Source organism: Pectobacterium polaris (assembly GCF_002307355.1).
Lineage (GTDB): Bacteria > Pseudomonadota > Gammaproteobacteria > Enterobacterales > Enterobacteriaceae > Pectobacterium > Pectobacterium polare.
The window spans coordinates 4,278,074-4,297,298 of sequence record NZ_CP017481.1 but is presented as its reverse complement, the minus strand read 5'-3'; the positions used below and the strand labels follow the sequence as shown (position 1 = coordinate 4,297,298).

At 55.6% G+C, this 19,225-nt stretch carries 12 protein-coding genes and 1 pseudogene; 9 read left to right on the top strand and 4 right to left on the bottom strand.

The window, feature by feature from the left end; genetic code table 11:
* Positions 1-67: 67 nt before the first annotated feature.
* Together BJJ97_RS19340 and BJJ97_RS22340 are read right to left on the bottom strand one after the other, a co-directional pair.
* A complete protein-coding gene (locus tag BJJ97_RS19340) occupies positions 68-685 on the bottom strand; it encodes a tail fiber assembly protein (RefSeq protein WP_095995011.1) in 618 nt (205 codons plus the stop codon).
* Complete coding sequence (locus BJJ97_RS22340) at positions 685-2,682, bottom strand: phage tail protein (RefSeq protein ID WP_227003543.1); 1,998 nt, start codon at positions 2,680-2,682, stop codon at positions 685-687. The genes BJJ97_RS19340 and BJJ97_RS22340 overlap by 1 nt, the downstream gene beginning before the upstream one ends.
* 299 nt (positions 2,683-2,981) lie before the next feature.
* Between BJJ97_RS22340 and BJJ97_RS19325 the strand changes: the two genes are divergently transcribed.
* From BJJ97_RS19325 to BJJ97_RS19285, 8 genes and pseudogenes are all read left to right on the top strand, one after another.
* Entirely contained in the window at positions 2,982-4,271 is a 1,290-nt protein-coding gene (locus BJJ97_RS19325; protein WP_095995010.1) for a nitrate regulatory protein, read from the top strand.
* A 669-nt stretch (positions 4,272-4,940) separates the two neighbouring features.
* Complete coding sequence (locus BJJ97_RS19315) at positions 4,941-6,200, top strand: CmpA/NrtA family ABC transporter substrate-binding protein (protein ID WP_095995008.1); 1,260 nt, start codon at positions 4,941-4,943, stop codon at positions 6,198-6,200.
* 12 nt (positions 6,201-6,212) lie between these two features.
* Positions 6,213-7,127 carry a nitrate ABC transporter permease gene (gene ntrB / locus BJJ97_RS19310; protein ID WP_095995407.1) on the top strand — a complete coding sequence of 305 codons (915 nt, stop codon included), beginning with the start codon at positions 6,213-6,215 and terminating at the stop codon, positions 7,125-7,127.
* A gap of 10 nt (positions 7,128-7,137) precedes the next feature.
* Positions 7,138-7,932 carry an ABC transporter ATP-binding protein gene (locus BJJ97_RS19305; protein ID WP_095995007.1) on the top strand — a complete coding sequence of 265 codons (795 nt, stop codon included), beginning with the start codon at positions 7,138-7,140 and terminating at the stop codon, positions 7,930-7,932.
* A gap of 19 nt (positions 7,933-7,951) precedes the next feature.
* A complete protein-coding gene (gene nirB, locus BJJ97_RS19300; protein WP_095995406.1) occupies positions 7,952-12,139 on the top strand; it encodes a nitrite reductase large subunit NirB in 4,188 nt (1,395 codons plus the stop codon).
* Positions 12,136-14,843, top strand: a pseudogene (locus tag BJJ97_RS19295) (molybdopterin-dependent oxidoreductase). Before nirB ends, BJJ97_RS19295 begins: the two are co-directional and overlap by 4 nt.
* A gap of 25 nt (positions 14,844-14,868) precedes the next feature.
* Complete coding sequence (gene cobA / locus BJJ97_RS19290) at positions 14,869-15,831, top strand: uroporphyrinogen-III C-methyltransferase (RefSeq protein WP_405083393.1); 963 nt, start codon at positions 14,869-14,871, stop codon at positions 15,829-15,831.
* Positions 15,832-15,857: 26 nt separating this feature from the next.
* Positions 15,858-16,814, top strand: coding sequence for an Rpn family recombination-promoting nuclease/putative transposase (locus tag BJJ97_RS19285; RefSeq protein ID WP_095995006.1), 957 nt, complete (start codon positions 15,858-15,860; stop codon positions 16,812-16,814).
* A gap of 116 nt (positions 16,815-16,930) precedes the next feature.
* Here the strand turns inward: BJJ97_RS19285 and BJJ97_RS19280 are convergent, their stop codons facing one another.
* Both BJJ97_RS19280 and BJJ97_RS19275 read right to left on the bottom strand, forming a co-directional pair.
* Positions 16,931-17,395, bottom strand: a complete 465-nt coding sequence (locus BJJ97_RS19280) for a YehS family protein (protein ID WP_095995005.1) — start codon at positions 17,393-17,395, stop codon at positions 16,931-16,933.
* 84 nt (positions 17,396-17,479) lie between these two features.
* Positions 17,480-18,001 carry a 1,2-dihydroxy-3-keto-5-methylthiopentene dioxygenase gene (locus tag BJJ97_RS19275; RefSeq protein ID WP_095995004.1) on the bottom strand — a complete coding sequence of 174 codons (522 nt, stop codon included), beginning with the start codon at positions 17,999-18,001 and terminating at the stop codon, positions 17,480-17,482.
* A 239-nt stretch (positions 18,002-18,240) separates the two neighbouring features.
* Here BJJ97_RS19275 and BJJ97_RS19270 point away from each other — a divergent pair, with 239 nt between their 5' ends.
* On the top strand, positions 18,241-19,221 hold the full coding sequence (locus tag BJJ97_RS19270; protein ID WP_043901888.1) for a sugar ABC transporter substrate-binding protein: 981 nt from the start codon (positions 18,241-18,243) through the stop codon (positions 19,219-19,221).
* The last annotated feature ends 4 nt before the right edge of the window (positions 19,222-19,225 follow it).

The following is a 19,225-nucleotide window of genomic DNA, read 5'->3' as shown; positions in this document are numbered from 1 at the left end:
TATGAGGCGTGTGTGCCGTACGCTAAAATACGGCACACCTTATATAATGAAGTACTGGTACCGGCGATTACGCGGAGGGCGCAACTGGCCACACGATAGATGCAGCGGTGAGGTCAATGCGGTTCAACGTAACCAGATAAATTTTCCATTGGGTTAGCCGTTCTCGCTCTTCATCCGTGGCAATCGCTAAGTCCACTGCGTAGCTCAGTTCGGCAATTTGGGTATTTGCCGTCGAGCGCCGTGCCGCCAGTTCCTGCTGTAGGTTTTGGGTTGCGGCAAGCTGTTGCGCTTCCGGGTTTGTCACCCAGTTCGCTCCATTCCACTGATCAAACTCGGTTGTTGGAGCCTGAAATGTCATATTTTCCGGCAGTTCGCCGAACTGCATCACCGACTGCGCCTGTCGTGTTTCCGTACTGTAAACGGTCCGACCGCGATAGTCTGGCACCTGTTCCCATGCCTTACCATCTGCACTACGGCGCAAGGCTTGGCCGACAGGCGGTAATTCCGGTTCGTCTGCGTAGCTGTCGGCGGGCAGACCAACACCTTGCATCACATATTCATAGCTGGCGCTCTGATATTCCCGCGTAGCCGGATTCACGTGATAAACGGTAATCCATCCTGTGTTGATGGCTAATCCGCGTTCGTTCAGTTCTGCGTTTTTAATTTGTGTTGAATAGTTGCTCATTATGCTGCTCTCACGATGTAGTTAAATGCGATATTGCGGGGGCGGTTTTCTTCTGCTGTGGGTACAACTCTTGACGCATCAAATGTAAAGCGTGCTGAATCAGAATTAGCACCACCAGATGAACTCTGTCGGCCTACGTCGTACTTGAACAATGCTCCATCCCCGTAGGCACCGTTTCCTCCGGGGTTGAGGTACCCAGTTATGTTTCTGATCGCATCACCCTGTGCTGACATCAACGCACGCCCCGCATCAACCCCACGCGCATCATCCCAGCCGCGCACGAATTCGCCGCGTAAATCGGGTAGGAAACCGCTGGGATAGCGAGAGGTCAGAATAGGGTATCGCGCTTTGTCGAACTGTTGGCCGTTGCATTTCAGCCAGCCAGCAGGGGCAACAGCGCCGGGGAATGGGAGAGGGATGCCTGCGATATCACTAGCTGAAACAGGTGTGATTTCAGCGCTCCCCGGCGTCTTATAATACCCATTTGCATCTGTTACTGCGTTGACATTACGGATGAGGATGGGATTAGTCGTCACTACTGCGTTAGGGTTACCCGCAGGTGACGAAGAAACTGTAATACCATTTGATGTTATAGACAGAATATGTGAAGCGTTTGCTGCGTTTGACTTGTACCAATTGGTACCAGTGTAACCGCAGTTAACGGTAATGTATGCGTCAGTAGGCGAGCGTAAAAACAATGAGCTTATGTTAGCAAATAGCTCAGTTTTAGACTGGTCAGCTGGCAAACCACGCCAATATGAAACGTCCCTCGGCTCGGCTTCGTTTGTCCTGATGTGGTAGCCCGGCGCTCGCGGATACTGCGTAAACGTTTTTACGCCTGTAATTGTCTGCGCTGTATCGGTGTTCATCGGGTGAGGCAAATTGTTTTGTCCCCACAGCGAATACCAGCCAGAGTCAGTATCTGGGCGGATAGTAATAAATTGCATCCCCACGCCCATTGTTGTGCTAAATGCGATGACGTTGATTGTATTCGCATCCCAATGCTGTACTAAAAAATTCCACGCAACAGGCGATGGGGCACGCATGGTATTTGCAGGGCAGCGATAAAAACCATTTCTAGCTGAGCGAAGTTGAACAACAATATCGCTATTCTCTAACATAACTCCTGCACTACCCAGCCCAAACGGCCCCCCTCCTGTGTTCTGAAATTTCAGCACTCTACCCGCAGTACCATCCGTGTCAGATGATTGCGTCACCAGCCCCACGTTTTCACGGAATTTCGCCTTATCTGAAATATCCGCGCCGTTCTGATCTTTTGCCAGTTTCCCCGCCAGTGCATTCAGCACCGTTGTGCTGAAGTTCGGGTCATTACCCAGCGCTTTAGCCAGCTCTTGCAGTGTATCGAGCGCCGCAGGAGAACCATTAACCAATGCTGCTATGGCGGCTTTCACAAAGGCCGTTGTCGCCAATTGTGTGTCATTAGCACCGGATGCAGCAGTCGGTGCTGTTGGCGTGCCCGTGAATGCCGGACTCGCTTTTGGGGCATATTGAGGGTGCGCATCGAGGATGGAAGCATGGGCATTCAGCTTATTGGCTACGTCAGATTTCACATCAGCAATCGCCTTCAATACGGTTGTGCTGAAGTTAGGGTCATTACCTAACGCATTCGCCAACTCTTGCAGTGTATCCAGTGCTGCCGGAGAACCATTAACCAATGCTGCCACGGCAGCTTTCACAAATGCTGTGGTGGCAATTTGCGTGTTGTTTGCCGTTTGCGCGGTCGTTGGCGCGGTGGGCGTTCCTGTCAGCGCCGGACTATTTTTGGGGGCATATTGTGCATGCGGATCGCTGGCGGCGAGATGCTTTTGCACACTATCGCCAGTAGTTTCCTGCATTTTTTTCAGGTAAGCCGTGCGGCTGGCTAACTGCTCTGCCTGACGGTTGGAGATACCTCCAGGGCCTGCGACAACGGGATCCGATGTCTCAAGTTGATAAATTCCATCAATCCAACTTTCTTGTTCAGATAAATTCGCCATGCTCATGCGTTCCTATGGTTGTGACGTCGCTACGATGCGGCTTTTACAGCGATCCTTTCTGTTTCCATGCCGATGCCAGCATCATGCCGATGGCTATAAAACAGTTTTAGTAACGATGAAGAGAGTACCTTTTGCGATGGGGCTGGTTTAGTAACGCAGTTTAAAAATTGAGGTGAAACGTGTGCAGAGCGGCAGTAACCGTGCGGATGCTATGTCCTTGCTTCCTGATAACTGTGAGCTGATGCAAATGGCGCGCTAATTGCATATTCCTGATTGTGGTTTTTTCAGGAGAGAGAGCAATGGTGGCGGAGCCTTCAACGACAATTCGATTTTTACTTGCCTCGCGCCAGTGTGAGCTGAACAGCTTGCGTTACCTGCTGCAAAGCGGTGAGCTGGTGGGAAAAATTAGCCAGCTTGTCCATCTATTGCAGCGTGAACGGGGAACGGCCAACCTGTTTCTTTGCTCCGACGGCCGCTTGTTTGCCGACGAGTTGGCGCTACGTGAGAAAGACGTGCAGGCGGCGCAGACGCATTTGATGACGCATCTGGCAGGGTTGGAAAAAATGACGGCGGAATTGCCGCAGGCGAGCCGTTTATTCAGCCGCGTTGCCAGCGTGGTTTATGCGCTAAGTCTGCTGCCCGCGCTGCGTCAGCAGATTCGCCAGCGCTTGTTGCCTCAGCCGCAGGCGATGACGTTTTTCAACGACATTGTCCGCAACCTACTGGCGCTGGTTTTTGAGGTCTCGGACACGGCGGCCGATCCGGGAATTTCCCGCGCGCTGATTGCCATGTTCAGCTTTATGCAGGGGAAAGAGTTGGCGGGGCAGGAGCGGGCTATCGGTGCGGCGGCCTATGCGGCGGGCAGCGTCGATGAGGAAACCCGGCAAAAGCTGCTGGACTTGATCGAGCGGCAGGATCGCTGTTTCGATACCTTTCTGAATTTTAGCGATGAAGAAAATCAGCAGCGCTGGCGTGCTATCGCGGTAGACAGCGAGTTTGAGCGCCTGCGCCGCATTGTGTGCACCCGCAGCCCGATAGAAAAGCTATCTGAAGCGGATAGCCTGCACTGGTTTTCGATTGCCACTAAGCGCATCGATGAAATGAAGCAGATGGAAGATGAGTTGGAGCAGACACTGATGCAGCGCTGCCGTACCCGTATTGCGGCAGCGGAGAAGGCATGCAGCGATCAGCGCGCGGATCTCGACGCGCTGATGGTGCAGCAGGAGCATGACGATCCGGGCTATTCGATATTTATCGCCGGTCATGATCTGGAAGGGCAAAGTGCGCCGCCCGGCTGGCTGAATAGCGATGGCGTCAGTCCACAGCTGGGGCGATCTCTGTTGTCGCTGGTGCAGCAACAGTCGAGGCGCTTACAGGTGCAGGATCATGAACTGGCTGCGCTGCGAGCCACGTTGAATGAAAGAAAGCAGATCGATCGTGCGAAGGGTTTACTGATACAGCACCGTGGATTAAGCGAAGAAGAGGCCTACAAAACCCTGCGCCGCATGGCGATGAGTCAGAATAAAAAGCTGATTGACATCGCGACGGCGATGCTCGCGGTGGCCGATGTATTCGGAGATAACCCTTAAGAGGTATATGCACATGAACTGTGCGTGTTCTGCTTGCTCGCGGTGCAAGACTCCGTCTTGTTAGAGGGAAAATAGCAGAGCAACTGACAGTGTTAAGTGGTTTCGTGCGTAAAAATATTGGCTGGCTCCCACTGTTGTTGTGCTGTGATGAGCGTAAATAACGCTGAAGAAAAAACAGGCTTAGGATGAGCGGCAGGGAAGCCGCGAAAGTCGTTGCCGCGTCGGGAACGCGTCAACGGCGGTCCGTTAAGAGACTGTTTTTTCTGAAGGTATCGCGTAGCGACGTTATTTCTCGCGAAAAAGCCACGGGTCACGGGGCGGCGGCGACTGAGCGCCCCGTGTCGGGCGCGTGCTACGACGTAGCAGAGAAATGGCAATATTCTGGCGCACGAAACAATAACCTTAAATTACATATTGTTACCTAAATTTTAGTTCACCTCACGATTAAACCACTCCCCTCGGCAATATGTAAAACTGTGACATCTGGCACAAACCTTGCTTTAACTCATTAGCAACAACCAAACATTCATAATGCGTTTCGGGCCAACGGCGGTACGGAAGGTGTTAATCGGACAACGGCGTCCATAAGCGTGCAGATTCTGCATGGGCTTGTGGACGCCGTTTTTGTTTTTACCACCTGAAAAGGTGTTTTGCGCAAGGGTGTCGTTGATGAGTGATTCCAAAACCAAAAGCATGACCGTCTCTCGCCGCCAGTTTCTGTTGGGGAGTGCTGCACTGGGCGGCAGCCTGATGCTGCCAGGGTTGATGAATAGCGCCTGGGCCGCGGGTTCCGACGCACCGGAGAAAAAGGAAATTCGGGTTGGGTTTATTCCGTTGACGGACTGCGCCTCGGTCGTGATGGCCGCAGTGAAAGGCTTCGATAAGAAATACGGCATCACAATCGTTCCTAGCAAAGAAGCCAGTTGGGCTGCTGTACGCGACAAGCTGGTGTCGGGCGAATTGGATGCCGCCCACATTCTGTACGGCCAGCTGTACGGCCTGCAAATGGGGCTGTCTGGATCGCAGAGCAACATGGCGGCACTGATGACGCTCAACCAGAACGGACAAGGGATCACGCTGGCGAACCAGTTGCGTGCAGCCAACGTCACGGATCTCGCTGCGCTGCAAAAATATGTTGCCGCTAGCCCGGCGGGCACCTACACCTTCGCGCAAACCTTCCCAACGGGTACGCATGCCATGTGGCTCTATTACTGGCTGGCCTCCGCCGGCATTCATCCGCTGAACGACGTGCGCACCGTGGTAGTGCCGCCGCCGCAGATGGTGATGAACATGAAAATTGGCAACATGGTCGGCTATTGCGTTGGTGAGCCGTGGAACCAGCGTGCCATCAGCGAAAACATCGGTTTTACCGCTGCCACTTCACAAGACATTTGGCCGGATCACCCGGAAAAAGTGCTGGGTACCCGCGCTGACTGGGTGAACGCCAACCCGAATAGCGCCCGTGCGCTGACCGCCGCGATTCTTGATGCGTCGCGCTGGATTGATGCCTCGGACGACAACCGCCGCGAAACGGCAGGCGTCGTTGCCGGACGCGCGTACATCAATGCCAAAGAAGAAACCATCGTCGGACGCATGCTGGGCCAGTACGAGAACGGGCTGGGGAAAAGCTGGAAAGACGAACACGCGATGCGTTTCTACCACGATGGTTCCGTGAACTATCCGTATCTGTCCGACGGCATGTGGTTCCTCACTCAGCACAAACGCTGGGGCTTGCTCACCGAAGAGCCGGATTATCTGGCTGTCGCGAAGCAGGTTAACCGTATTGATATCTACAAGCAGGCGGCCGATGCCGTGGGGAATGTGCCATTGCCCGGTAGCGACATGCGCAGCAGCGTGCTCATCGATGGCCGTCGCTGGGATGGTAGCGATCCAGCGGGTTATGCCAACAGTTTTAGCGTGAAGAAATAAGTGAGGTTGATGATGAAAAACCAGGCCCAGGTCATTCCAATTACCGCGGATAACGCCCCGGAAACCGTGCGCAGCGCTGACATTACGCCGCTGCCAACTAAACCCGTCACGCCCGCAAAAGCACCCGTGGCTCCCACTTTCGCCTACCGTTTGCTGCTGCGTAAGCTGTTTCAGCAACTTTTCCCTGCGGTTCTCGGACTGGGGCTGCTGGTTGCGGTCTGGCAAATTGCCGCGCTTAACAGCGAAAACTTCCCGACGCCGTGGACGACCTGGCTTGCCGCGCTCAGTCTCTTTGCCGATCCGTTTTACGTCGCAGGGCCGAACGATCAGGGCATCGGCTGGAACGTATTGGCTTCGCTGCAACGTGTTGGCATTGGCTTCGGGCTGGCGGCACTGGTCGGCATTCCCGCTGGCTTCCTGATTGGTCGTTTTACGTTTCTGGCTAACATGCTTAATCCGATCATTTCGCTGCTGCGCCCAGTCAGCCCGCTGGCCTGGCTGCCTATCGGCCTGCTGTTGTTCCAGCGTGCCGAACCTGCATCCAGTTGGACCATTTTTATCTGCTCCATCTGGCCGATGATCCTCAATACCGCCGAAGGCGTGCGCCGCATCCCGCAGGATTACCTAAACGTGGCGCGAGTCCTGAAGCTCTCCGAATTCACCATCATGCGCAAGATTTTGCTGCCTGCGGTGCTGCCTAACGTGTTGACCGGCGTGCGCCTGTCGATTGGTGTCGCCTGGCTGGTGATTGTTGCGGCGGAGATGCTGACCGGCGGCGTCGGTATCGGCTTCTGGATTTGGAATGAGTGGAACAACCTGAATGTGGAAAACATCATCATCGCCATCGTGGTGATTGGCGTTATCGGTCTGCTGCTTGAGCAGGGACTGGTGTGGATTGCTAACCGTTTCAGCTATGACAACCGCTAAGGAGCCGACGATGCGTACAACACCGATTATTCAAGTGCAGCAGGTGAGCCAGCGTTTCAATACCGCCAGCGGTGAGTTTCTGGCGCTAGATCAGGTGAGTTTTGATATTCACACCGGTGAGACGATCAGCCTGATCGGCCATTCCGGCTGCGGCAAATCTACGTTACTGAACCTGATTGCCGGCCTGACGCTGCCGAGTAGCGGCGGCCTGCTGTGTGACAACCGTGAAATCGACGGCCCGGGGCCGGAGCGTGGCGTGGTTTTTCAGAACCACTCGCTGCTGCCGTGGCTGACCACCTATGAAAACGTTGCACTGGCGGTACGCCAGGTATTTCGCGGCCAGATGAACAAACGCGAAATGCACGAATGGATTACCCACAATCTCGAACTGGTGCATATGGAGCATGCGCTGAACAAGCGGCCGAATGAGATCTCTGGTGGGATGAAACAGCGTGTGGGGATTGCTCGTGCGCTGGCCATGAAGCCGAAAGTACTGCTGATGGATGAACCATTCGGCGCGCTGGATGCGCTGACCCGTGCACATCTTCAGGATGCGGTGATGGAGATTCAGCAGCGCTTGCAAACCACGATTGTGTTGATTACTCACGATGTTGACGAAGCGGTGTTGTTGTCGGATCGCGTGTTGATGATGACCAACGGCCCGGCGGCGACGGTCGGTGAAATCATGAAAGTCGATCTGGAACGTCCGCGCTCACGCGTCGTGCTGGCCGACGATCCGCGCTACCACCACTACCGTCAGCAGGTGCTGCATTTCTTATATGAAAAACAGCCTAAAGCAGCCTGACAGCGAGGCCGGAACGATGATGAAACCGCATCTGATTGTGATTGGTAACGGGATGGCGAGTGCGCGATTCGTCGAGGTGCTGCGCCAACTGGACGCAACGCGTTACCGCATTACCGTGATTGGTGATGAACCGCGCGCCAGCTATAACCGTATCCTGCTGTCGCCAGTATTAAGCGGCGAGAAAGCGTTTACGGATACGCTGCTGACGCCTGCGACTCTCGACGACGATGCGGCGCTGACGGTGAATTATTTGCTGGGTGAGCGGGTCACGCATATCGATCGCCAGCAGCGTGAGGTGACAACGACGCAACGGCAGCTGCATTACGATCATTTGGTGTTGGCAACCGGTTCCACGCCGTTTATGCCACCGATGCCGGGCATCGATCTGGCGGGCGTGTGCGGTTTCCGCACGCTGGATGATGTCGAACTGATGTTGGCGACGATTGGCCAGTCCGTTCCTGCGGTGGTGATTGGCGGCGGTTTGCTCGGCATTGAAGCCGCCGCGGCGCTGCAACTGCGCGGTGCTGACGTCACGTTGCTGCATCGCGTTCCGGTTCTGATGGAACGTCAATTGGATGCCACGGCGAGCGACCTGCTGTGCGACAGCCTGCGTGCTCGCGGTATTGCCTGTGAGACGGATGTGCAGGTAGTCGCGCTGCATGGCGATGACAAAGGCGTAACGGCTGTTGAATTGGCCGATGGCCGTACGATTCCGGCCGGGCTGGTGGTGGTGACTGCGGGTGTGATTCCTGCTAGCCAGCTGGCGCGCGACTGCGGCTTACCCTGTAACCGCGGCGTGCTGGTGGACGGACAGCTGCAAACTGCTGACCCGCATATCAGCGCAATCGGCGAATGCTGTGAACTCAATGGCGAAATCTTCGGGCTGGTTGCCCCGTGCTTCGCCCATGCCACGCTGGTGGCACAGCGCCTTGCCGGACACACACCGAAAGACTATCAGCGTGAACAGGCGGCAACGCGGCTGAAAGTCACAGGAATTGGCGTGGTCAGCGGCGGCGATATTAACGTGGCACCGGATGATGAGGTGTACACCCTTTTTGATCCGCAGACGCAGCACTACCGTCGTCTGCTACTGCGCGACGGGCGGCTTAGCGGTGTCCTGCTGTATGGCGACACCGACGACAGCCAGCGCCTGCTGGCCGCGATGGAGAGCACCACCGAAGGCGAGATGATTCCGCCTGCCTCGCTGCTTTTCGGCCTTTCTTCCCCTGATTCTGACCCACAGCCTGAAGCTGTAAGGATTCCTGTCATGAGCAAACCTATTTTGGTGGTTGTCGGCCACGGTATGGTCGGCCACTATTTTCTTGAACAGCTGGTTGAACGTGACCTGCATCAGCATTACCACATAGTTGTATTCGGCGAAGAACGCCATGAAGCCTATGACCGCGTTCACCTCTCCGAGTATTTTTCTGGCCGCAGCGCCGCCTCTCTGTCACTGGTAAAAGACGGCTTTTTTGCCGAGAGCGGCATTGAGCTGCGCAGTGCCAGTGAGATCGTGGCTATCGACCGTGAACGTCAATGCGTGTGTGATGCGCAGGGCCGAGAAACCGCCTACGACAAACTGGTGCTGGCGACCGGCTCTTATGCGTTTGTTCCGCCGATTCCCGGCAATACGCGCCCCGGCTGTCTGGTTTATCGCACGCTGGACGATCTGGACGCGATTGCAGCACAGGCGAAAAAGGGCAAGTCTGGCGTGGTGATTGGCGGCGGCCTGCTGGGGCTGGAAGCGGCAAACGCCCTGCGTCAGTTGGGGCTAGACACCCATGTGGTGGAATTTGCGCCGCGCCTGATGGCAGTGCAGTTGGATGACGGCGGTGCCACCATGCTGCGGCGCAAGATTGAGGCACTGGGCGTACAGATTCATCTCAGCAAAGAAACGCGCGAGATCACCGACGGCGAGCAGGCGTTGCACCGTCTCTGCTTTGCCGACGGCAGCGTATTGGAAACCGATTTGGTGCTGTTTTCCGCTGGGATTCGCCCGCGCGACAAGCTGGCAGACAGCTGCGATTTAGAGAAAGGGCCGCGCGGTGGCATCGTGATTGATGACCGCTGCCAGACCTCCGATGACGCGATTTTCGCTATCGGCGAGTGTGCGTTGTGGAAAGGGCAGATTTTCGGGTTGGTGGCACCGGGCTACCAGATGGCACGCAGTGTGGCGGATACGCTGGCGCAGCGCGATACGCCATTTACCGGCGCGGACATGAGTACCAAACTGAAGCTGCTGGGTGTTGACGTCGCCTCGATTGGCGATGCGCATGGGCGCACGGCGGGAAGCCAAAGCTACCAATGGACGGACGGCCCGAACGAGGTTTACAAGAAAATCATCGTGTCTGCCGACGGTAAGCGTTTACTGGGGGCGGTACTGATTGGCGACAGCAGCGATTACAGCACGCTGCTGCAAATGATGCTCAACGATATGCCGTTGCCTACACAGCCGGAAGGGCTGATTTTGCCCGCACGTTCTGGCGATGCGCCGAAAGGATTGGGCGTGGCGGCATTACCGGCTAGCGCACAGATTTGCTCCTGCCATAACGTCAGCAAAAGCGATATCTCGGCGGCGGTGGCAGGCGGCTGCGGCGAACTGGGCGCGCTGAAAACCTGTACCAAAGCCGGTACGGGCTGTGGTGGCTGTGTGCCGCTGCTGAAACAGGTGATGGAGTACGAACTGACGCAACTGGGCGTTGAAGTGAAGAAGGACATTTGTGAGCACTTCGCCTATTCGCGTCAGGAGCTGTACCACCTGATTCGTGTGCATGAGATCCGCTCGTTCGATAGCCTCCTTGAGCGTTACGGTCACGGCTTGGGCTGCGAAGTCTGTAAGCCGCTGGTGGGCTCTATGCTGGCCTCCTGCTGGAATGACTATCTGCTGCAGCCACAGCACCTGCCGTTGCAGGATACCAACGATCGTTTCTTTGCCAACATCCAAAAAGATGGCACGTATTCCGTCGTGCCGCGCGTTCCGGCGGGGGAGATCACACCGGAAGGACTGATCGCGATCGGTCAGGTGGCGCAGCGCTATAACCTGTACACCAAGATCACCGGCGGTCAGCGGGTGGATTTATTCGGTGCGCGCTTAGAGCAGCTTCCCGCAATCTGGCGCGAGCTGATCGATGCCGGATTTGAAACCGGTCATGCCTACGGTAAATCGCTGCGTACCGTGAAATCCTGCGTGGGATCGACCTGGTGCCGCTACGGCGTGCAGGATTCCACCGGGTTGGCGATCCAACTAGAGCACCGTTACAAGGGGCTGCGCTCACCGCATAAAGTCAAAATGGCGGTTTCCGGCTGTACCCGAGAATGTGCTGAGGCGCAAAGCAAAGATATCGGCGTGATTGCCACGGATAAAGGCTGGAATCTGTACGTGTGCGGCAATGGTGGTATGAAGCCGCGCCATGCGGATCTCTTCGCCAGCGATCTGGATACGGAAACCCTGTTGCGCACCATCGACCGGGTCTTGATGTTCTATATCCGCACTGGCGATCGTCTCCAACGCACCAGCACCTGGATGGATAATCTGGAAGGCGGTATCGACTATCTGCGTCAGGTGATTCTGGAAGATAGCCTGAATATCGGTGAAGAATTAGATAAAGAGATGCAGCGCGTGGTAGATGCCTACCAGTGCGAATGGCAAACCACGCTGGAAAGCCCGGAGCGTCTGGCGCTATTCCGTGGCTTCCTGAACAGCGATAGCCCGGATGAAGCGGTGGTGATGGTGCCGGAGCGTGGACAGATTCGTCCGGCGCAGGATCATGAGAAAGCGGTCTCGCCAGAACCCGTTGCTCTGAAACCCGCCGCGCATGAGGCGGAGTGGGTACAGGTGGCGACGCTGGGCGATATTCCGCGTCATGCTGGTATGGCGGCGCGCCTCGGACAGCAGCAGATCGCGCTGTTCCACCTGCCGGGGAGCGAGCAACAGGTGTACGCGTTGGAAAACCACGAACCGGGCAGCGGGGCAAATGTGCTGTCGCGTGGGCTACTGGGTGATGTCGCCGGTGAACCAGTGGTGATTTCACCGCTGTACAAAAAACGCTTCAAGCTGCGGGATGGTGTGAGCCCGGATGACAGCGCGCTGTACGTGCGTGCCTGGCCAGTACGCGTGGAAGACGACGAGATTTGGGTATGCCGGCAACCGCTGGCCGTGCCTGAAGGCGTCGTTTTGGCAGACACTGCCATGGCAAAAGCATCATGAACGCGCGCATCTGTCGGACAACCTGCCCCTATTGTGGCGTCGGCTGTGGCGTGCTGGCAGAACACGATGGACAAGGTGGGGTAAAGATCAGTGGCGATCCGGCGCACCCGGCAAATTTGGGTCGCCTGTGCGTCAAAGGCTCCGCTCTGGGAGATACGCTGGATTTGAAAGGTCGGCTCTTGTGGCCGCTGGTGGAAGGACGTCGCGTTAGCTGGGAGCAGGCGCTCGATACGGTAGCTGAACGGCTGCTGGCGACCATGCAGCAACACGGCCCGCAGTCGGTCGCGTTTTATGGTTCAGGCCAGCTGTTGACGGAAGATTACTACGTCGCCAACAAGCTGATGAAAGGCTTCATTGGCGTCGCCAATATGGATACCAACTCTCGGCTGTGCATGGCGTCTGCGGTGATCGGCTACAAGCGCGGGCTGGGGCGGATGCCGTTCCCTGTAATTATGAAGATATCGAGCTGGCGGATGTGGTGGTGCTGGTCGGTTCTAATACTGCCTGGGCGCATCCGGTGGTCTATCAGCGGCTGGTGCAAGCGAAACAGCAGCGGCCACAGATGCAGGTGGTGGTGATTGACCCTCGACGTACCGCAACCTGCGATATTGCCGATCTGCATTTACCGCTGCAACCCGGCAGCGATGCCGGGCTGTTCAACGGTCTGCTGCATTGGATTGCACAAGATCCACGCATCGATCGCGCCGAATTGGCCGAGCGTTTTTCCGGCGTGGAAGAGGCATTAGAGTCAGCGCAGGCGTGGTCGGTGGCGCAGGTCGCAGAGTTCTGTCGGTTAGATGAAGCCGATATCGAGTGCTTCTATCACCTGTTCAGCACCAGCGATAAAGTGGTCACGCTCTATTCGCAGGGCGTAAATCAATCGTCCTCGGGCAGTGATAAATGCAACGCTATCATTAATGCGCATCTGCTGAGCAGCAAAATCGGCGTGTCGGGTTCCGGCCCCTTTTCGATAACCGGACAGCCAAATGCGATGGGCGGACGGGAAGTCGGCGGGCTGGCCAATCAGCTTGCCAGCCATATGGGTTTTACGCCGCAGGACATCGACCGCGTAGGGCGCTTCTGGCAGAGCGATAATGTCGCGACGCAGCCCGGTCTAAATGCGGTGGACCTGTTTCGCGCGGTTGAACGCGGCGATATTAAAGCGGTGTGGATTATGGGCACTAATCCGGTGGTGTCGATGCCAGATGCCGACCGAGTGAAACAGGCGCTGGAACGCTGCCCGCTGGTGATCGTCTCCGAGGTGATGCGACATACCGATACCGCAGAAACCGCTGATATCTTACTGCCTGCGCTGGGTTGGGGAGAAAAAGACGGCACGGTAACCAATTCCGAACGCCGGGTGTCTCGTCAGCGAGCCTTTCTGCCCGCGCCGGGGGAAGCCAAAGCTAACTGGTGGATGCTGAGTCAGGTGGCGCAGCGTATGGGATTTGCTGAAGCCTTTGCTTATCAGCATCCGGCGGAAATTTTTCGTGAACATGCGGCGCTGTCCGGATTTGAGAATAACGGTAGTCGCGCGTTTGATATCAGCGGGCTGGCGACGCTCAGCAATCAGCAGTGGCAGCAGTTGGAACCGATACAGTGGCCGGTGAATGCGACATACCCACACGGGCGCGCTCGACTGGGTGACGATGGTCGATTCTGGCATGCCGATGGCAAAGCGCGGCTGGTGTCGGTAACGCCGTCGCTGCCGCAAAGCCCGTGGAGTGCGGCGTATCCGTTGGTGCTGAATACTGGGCGTATTCGCGATCAGTGGCACACCATGACGCGGACTGGCAAAGCGGCTCGGCTGATGCGTCATATCAGCGAACCCTACTGCGAGCTGCATCCACAGGATGCGCAGACGCATGATATTCAGGCGGGCGACTTGGTGCGCTTGTCGTCGGTACACGGCTGGATGCTGGCGCGGGCGCGACTCGACGCCGGACAGGCACGCGGCAGCGTATTTGTACCGATGCACTGGAATCAGCAGTTCAGCGCTCAGGCGCGGGCTGACAGTTTAGTTGCGCCGATTACCGATCCGTATTCCGGCCAGCCGGAAAGCAAGCACAGCCGGGTACGTATCCAACCTTGGCATACCGCCTGGCAGGCCACGCTGTTTTTTGCTGACGAACCGCCGACTGCACCATTAACGTTACCCGCAGAGCATGACGTTCTGCCGCCGCCCGCCACCTACTGGAGCAAAGTGCCTCATGAGGGCGTGACGCAGTATCTGTTTGCTGACCGCGTGCCGGTAGACGACTGGCAGGCATGGCTGACCGAGCATTATGGGTTGGAAAACATGCAGTGTCAGGTTGCGCAGGGCAGTGGCGTATTTCACCTGATTGGCTGGCGTGATGGCCGCGTGGCGCTGGCCTGCTATGTCAGTGCACAGGCGCTGCGTATTGACAGCGATGCGGTGCGTCAGGCGTTTATCACTCCACCGCAGCTCCCGCACGAACGCCACGCGCTGCTGGCGGGTCAGGCCCCACAGGGGCAAGTGACGCAAGGGGCAACGATTTGCAGTTGCTATAGCGTTGGCGAAGCGATCATTGTGGGTGCGATTCGTAAAGGCTGCCACAGTGTGGCAGCCTTAGGCGGCACGCTGAAATGTGGCACCAACTGCGGTTCCTGTATCCCCGAACTGAAAGCGTTATTGAGCCAGCATGTGCCGATAACGGTCAATGAATTGAAAAAAGCAGGTTGAGCGCCACGGCGTAATGAGGTGTGACATGATGACAACACAATCAATATTGGCGAAGGGCCAACGGCGTCAGCCTGTACTCGGCGGTGAAATCTGGCTAGTGGGTGCAGGGCCGGGTGATGTAGAACTGCTGACGCTGAAGGCGCTGCGGGCAATCCAGCAGGCGGATGTTGTGGTCTACGATCGGCTGGTGTCGGCGGAGATTATGGATTTGGTGCCCGAACAGGCACTGTGTATCGACGTCGGAAAAACGCGCGGCTGTCACCGTCTGTCACAGGAAAAAATCAATCAGCTGTTGGTCGAACTGGCGCAGGCCGGGCAGCGGGTGATCCGTCTGAAGGGCGGCGATCCCTTTATTTTTGGTCGCGGCGGCGAAGAGATGGATTATGCCCAACAGGCCGGAATCATCTGCCACGTCGTGCCGGGTATTACCGCTGCGACAGGCTGTGCGGCGGCTGTGGGGCTACCGCTGACGCACCGGGCCTGTGCCCAGTCGGTCCGCTTCGTAACCGGTCATTCACGCGATGGCGAGCCGCAATTGGACTGGCCAACACTGGCCGACAGCCAGCAAACGCTGGTGTTCTATATGGGGCTGAGCCACAGCAGTCGACTGTGTCAGCGTCTGATCGAACACGGGCTGTCCGCGCAGACGCCCATCGCGATTATCGAACGCGGCACCCAGCCGGATCAGCGGTTATTAACCGCGACGCTGGCGACCTTACCGGCACTGCTGGCACGCTATCAACCACAGTCGCCTAGCCTGCTGGTGGTCGGTGACGTCGTCCGCTTCTGCCGTCATCCGGCGCTGCAGGTCGACGCAGCCCCAACGCGGTTGACGATGGAAAAACATGAAGCCGCCCGACAGCAACGGCTCTCTGCCTACAGTCAGCGCCTCGAAATAAAGCAGTTTTTCTTCGAGGCGCTTTCCACTTTCTACGCTGTTTTCTGCTTTATTATCGTGTCCTCGTTACCCTCCCTACTGAATTTTTAGTCATGGCCTACAGGGAAGGGGACGAGATGCCATCGCATGATGCGATCTTCAAACAGTTTCTGAGCGACATCGCGGTCGCACGGGATTTTCTGACTATTCATCTGCCGGATGAAATCCGCAAACGATGTGATTTCAGCACGCTGCAATTGGAATCCGCGTCGTTTATTGATGAAAAGCTGCGTGCGCGGATATCGGACGTGCTGTACTCGCTACGTACCACCGCAGGCAAAGGGTATATTTACTGTGTGATTGAACACCAAAGTCGCCCGGAAAAACAGATGGCTTTCCGGCTGCTGCGCTATTGTCTGGCTGCTATGCAGCAACATCTGGATCAGGGACACGATCGCTTACCGCTGGTGGTGCCGCTGCTGTTTTATCACGGCAGAGCGCGTCCTTATCCTTACAGCCTTCGCTGGCTGGACAGCTTCGCCGATCCTGTACTGGCACAAGCGCTGTATGAACAGCCTTTCCCACTGGTGGATTTAACTGCTATTTCGGATGATGAGATTCGCACGCATCGCCGCATGGCGTTACTGGAACTGGTACAGAAGCATATTCGTACCCGTGATATGCTGGAGCTGGCGCGTGAGATTGGGTTACTATTTGAACGCTGGTCGGTGCCGCTGACGCAGCGTCGGGCGCTGTTATTTTATATTGCACAAGCGGGAAACACATCCAAACCCGCAGATTTCATTGACGCACTGGCAGCACCGCTATCAACCGGTCAGGAGGACATTATGACGATTGCAGAACAATTGAAAAAAATGGGATTCGACGAAGGAATCCAACGCGGTATTCAGCAAGGGTTAGCACAAGGATTGGAGCAGGGCATTGAACAAGGGATGAAAAATAGTGCCAGGCAAATTGCCCGAGAATTGCTGTTAACGGGTATGGATAAGGAAAAAGTGCGGCAAATTACCCGACTTGAAAACGAAGAGCTCGAGCAATTGGTCATGGCTATCCTGCATGACACACAGCACTGATACTGTATTAAACAATACTGTATTAAAATATACCGTACTAAAAACCGAGCGTTGCTGATGCCTTTACAAGAAAAGGTCAGTCAGGCAACGCTCCTGTCGTGTCGTTAACGGTGCTTTTAGCCTTTGCGTACTCGCGCCGTCAGCCCTTTCAGGAAGTAGCGGATCACCTGATCGCCGCAGGTGCGATAGTTTTTATGATCAGGCGCGCGCATCATCGCGGTGACTTCCGGTACTGAAATGCGAAAATTTTGTGCCAGCAGGATCGCCTGAATATCATCCGTTTTTAATGAAAATGCGATACGCAGCTTTTTCAGAATAATATTGTTGGTCATCTTGCGCTCAAACTGCGGTGCAGGCTGGTTTTCATCTTGCCCACGTTTTTGCAGAATCAGCCCATTCAGGAAATAACTCATCACGATGTCTGGGCAAGGTTGATAGCCTTCCTCTCCCTCTTTTTTGACGTAGCTCGCCAACTGCTGGGGAGGGACGGTCATCTCCACCAGCGCCAGGATTTTCAGCAGGTGGTCATTATTCAAATTCAGCATATAGCGCACGCTGCGCAGGACATCGTTATTCATCATTACGGAAGGGGTCTCGCCGTTCGTCTTGGTACAAAACGCACAGTATAAAGGGAACGGCGGAGAAATGCAGAAACGATCGTGGAATTAGTGAAACGTCTCCCGTCCGGTAAAGTGCCCAACCCAGCCTTCTGGATTAGTAAAAATGCGGATCGCGACAAAATCAGGAAATTCGCCGCAGTCAAACCAGTGCGGTGTGTTAGCGGGAACGCGTAAGAGATCGCCGGCCTCACAGGTAAGCTGGAAAACCTGTTCGCCAATCGGCACAAAGAAGCTTCCGCTGCCGCGCACGAAGAAGCGCACTTCATCTTCACTGTGGGTGTGTTCCTGAAGAAATTTTTCCCGCAGCGCCAGTCTCTCGGCATGATCCGGCGTCAGGCTGATCACATCGGCAGAGGTGTAGCCCTCCTGCTGTTTGAGACGTTCAATATCGGCATGATACTGCGTCAAAATGATTTCGCTGCTGGCGTCGAGCGGTGGTGCGTCGGTCTGCCAGTGTTCTAGCTGGATCCCAGCGCTGGCGAGCAGGGAAGCGATGTCATTAAACGTGGTGAGTTGCTGAACGGGTTGCGTGATGTGCGGACGGTGGTAAATCGATAATGTTGTCATGTCTGCTTTTCCCTTAAGTATAGAAGAACCTTAACCATTCCCTTTATAGGGATAAAAAACAAGATGCGTTTTTTATAACTTATTCCTGTAAATTCAATAAGTAAAAATCGCTACATCTGTTCATCAATGCTATTTCTATTTATTCACTAGCCATTATCATTTTTGTTATTTCGATTTAACTTTTCCCGTTGCTAATCTCTTTTCCTGCTAATTATTTTATAAAAATCGGGATAAAAATGATGAAGACTCGCTTTTCTCGTCTGGCTGCATGCGTGCTGGCTACAGGGGTAATGACCTCTGTTCAGGCAGCGGATGAGACACTGTCATTGAAGGGAAAAACCATTGGCGTTGCCGTGGTGGGAACACAGCACTTTTGGGACCGTGAGGCCTACAAAGGGGCGACCGAAGAAATTGAGAAACTCGGTGGGCAGGTCGTGGGGGTGGATGGGGGGCGTGATAATCAGGTTCATGCCAATAACCACGACATCCTGCTGGCGCGTAAGGTCGATGCGGTGATCAGTATTCTCGGTGACAGCGCGGTAGAACCGAAGTTTAAAGCGCTGCGTGAGGCAAAGATTCCGGTTTTCACCGTCGATCATGTTTCATCGTATTCCATCAATAACACGACGTCGGATAACTACGCGATCGGTTCGACGATCGGTCGCTATACCGCGGATGCGCTGGGCGGAAAAGGCAATATCGCGGTTTTCAATGCGTTCTCCAACGCGCTGCGCATCTGCGGTATTCGCTATGACCTGTGGAAATACGTTCTGCAAGATTATCCGGGGATCAAAATCATTCAGCCTGAGCTGGCTGAACAATATTCCAACTCGCCGGAAGACGCGCGCAAGAAAACCCTTGAGTTGCTGAGCCAGTACCCGAAAGGTACGTTGGATGCAATCCACGTTGCCTGCTGGGATCAGCCGGCCATCGGTGTGGTGCAAGCACTGGAAGAAACCGGGCGTGATAAGGATGTGAAGGTCACGGCGATTGATGCCGGGCCAGAAACGCTGGAAATTATGGCGGAGAAAGGCAGTCCATTTGTTGCCAACGTTGCGCAGCAGCCGCGTTTGATCGGCACCACATCGGCGAAAAACGTCGCGCGCTATTTCGCGGGTGCCACACTGCTACCGCAGACGTTTGTGCCAGTCTTGCCTGTCAAAGGGGAGGCGGAAGCCAAGGCAGTCTATAAACAGCTTGGCTATGGCGAACTGAAATAAGGCT